General features: G+C 59.9%; 2 protein-coding genes, 1 tRNA gene and 1 pseudogene. 1 reads left to right on the forward strand and 3 read right to left on the reverse strand.

Annotation, left to right across the window (positions count from 1 at the left end; translation table 11 throughout):
* A pseudogene (locus tag AB4Z11_RS31040) lies at positions 1–333 on the reverse strand (hypothetical protein); the annotation flags it as partial.
* A 164-nt stretch (positions 334–497) separates the two neighbouring features.
* Between AB4Z11_RS31040 and AB4Z11_RS31045 the strand changes: the two are divergent.
* A complete protein-coding gene (locus AB4Z11_RS31045) occupies positions 498–974 on the forward strand; it encodes an outer membrane beta-barrel protein (protein WP_442029935.1) in 477 nt (158 codons plus the stop codon).
* A 123-nt stretch (positions 975–1097) separates the two neighbouring features.
* Here the strand turns inward: AB4Z11_RS31045 and AB4Z11_RS31050 are convergent.
* Positions 1098–1172: transfer RNA gene (locus tag AB4Z11_RS31050), tRNA-Val, on the reverse strand.
* Between the two features lie 36 nt (positions 1173–1208).
* Positions 1209–1647 (reverse strand): exonuclease domain-containing protein (locus AB4Z11_RS31055; RefSeq protein WP_442029937.1); only part of this gene is annotated, 439 nt, incomplete at its 5' end.

Here is a 1647-nt window from a genome sequence, read left to right on the forward strand (position 1 = left end):
GTGCTCGGCGCCCGGCTTGAAGTCCGGGTGCTCGGCGCCCGGCTTGAAGTCCGGATGCGTGGTGGCGCCGACCGGTGTGGCCCAGTTGGCATGCATTCCCGCGCCATGTGCTGAATCCGCTGCCGCAGCGGCGGCCGCCTCCGCCACGCGCCTGCCGCCCGGCGGCAACGTCGCGTACGGCGACGCCGAATGCTTCGGCGCAGGAGGCATACGCGCTCCGGGCGGCGGCACATCATGCTGCACCGTCGGCGCATCGGCCGGACGTGGCGACGCCTCCGGCGCTGGTATGCCGCTCAGAGGCGAAAGAGTCGGATCAATTCGCTGGTCATTCATGCAAGAACATTAACGCAGACGGGGAATCCGTGGCGCGAGCTAGCGCGGCAGGAAATCAATGTCTATCCGCATGGAAATCAATCTTGCAATACTTTTTGGCAATTGGTAAAATGCTATGTTGCCTCAGATCAATGATGGCAACGTAATAATTATCAAGGAAAAAAATGAACAAGAATTTCATCGCCGCAGCAATCCTCGCCGTTACCTCCATCGCCGCTCAAGCCGCTGACGCGGGCTTCTACATCGGCGCAGACGTCGGCCGCACCAAAGTGGACGACTTCGGCAAAGAAACCAGCGTAGGCGGTTTCGCAGGTTACCAATTCAACCAGAACGTAGCAGTGGAAGTGGGCTACCGCGACCTGGGCACCTTCAAGATCATGGGCTTCGACGCTAAGACCAAGCAGGCCGCTGTGTCCGTAATCGGTTCCGTACCGTTCAGCAACGGCTTCTCCGCATTCGGCCGTCTGGGCTACAACAATCTGAAAGTAGACGTGCGTGGCTACTCTGCCGACGACAATGGCACCCTGGCTGGCATCGGCCTGGGCTACGCCTTCAACGCCAACGTATCCGCTCGCGTCGAGTTCCAGCGCGTTGCCAACGACACCAAGAACCTGTCCGTAGGCGTAGCGTACAAGTTCTAATCGAACTTCCCGCACCACAAAGCCGCCACGCGCAAGCCCGGCGGCTTTTTTATTCGGGGTCAGATCTGACCCCGCATTGGAAATGAAAAAGGCCCGCGATGAACGCAGGCCTTTTGAGAATTCTGGTGGGAAGTGCAAGTTTCGAACTTGCGACCCCTGCAGTGTGAATGCAGTGCTCTACCCCTGAGCTAACCTCCCGAAGAAGCAGCATTATAGATGCCGCCATAGAGCACGTCAAGCAGCGGGGGTGCGCCAGACGCAGCTGCCTTTGACGGCTTTGTCGAGACCGTTCAGCAGGTCTTCGTGGGCGGCGATTTCGTCGTCGGAGGCGCGCATGACGATGATCTCGCCCAAGGCCACCTGCTCCAGCTGGATGCCGCCACCGCTGGCTTCCACCACGATGTCCATCCCTAGCGAATTCTGGCCCCGGGTCATGGCCAAGTACACATCGGCCAGCAGCTCGGCGTCAAGCAGCGCGCCGTGCAGTTTGCGGTGGGCGTTGGAGATGCCGAAGTGGTCGCACAGCGCGTCCAGCGAGTTGCGCTTACCGGGACGCATTTCCTTCGCCTGCACCAGCGTGTCAATCACGCCGCCGATGTGATCGTCGAAAGACGGCAGTTTCAGCATGCCGAATTCGTGGTTCAGGAATCCGAGGTCAAACGGTGCATTGTGG

The organism is Pseudoduganella sp. RAF53_2 (genome assembly GCF_052113985.1).
Taxonomy (GTDB): Bacteria; Pseudomonadota; Gammaproteobacteria; order Burkholderiales; family Burkholderiaceae_D; genus Rugamonas.

What these genes read in the sequence shown, in the direction of transcription:
- AB4Z11_RS31045 (WP_442029935.1), top strand. Translation starts at nt 498, where the DNA reads ATGAACAAGAATTTCATCGCCGCAGCAATCCTCGCCGTTACCTCCATC.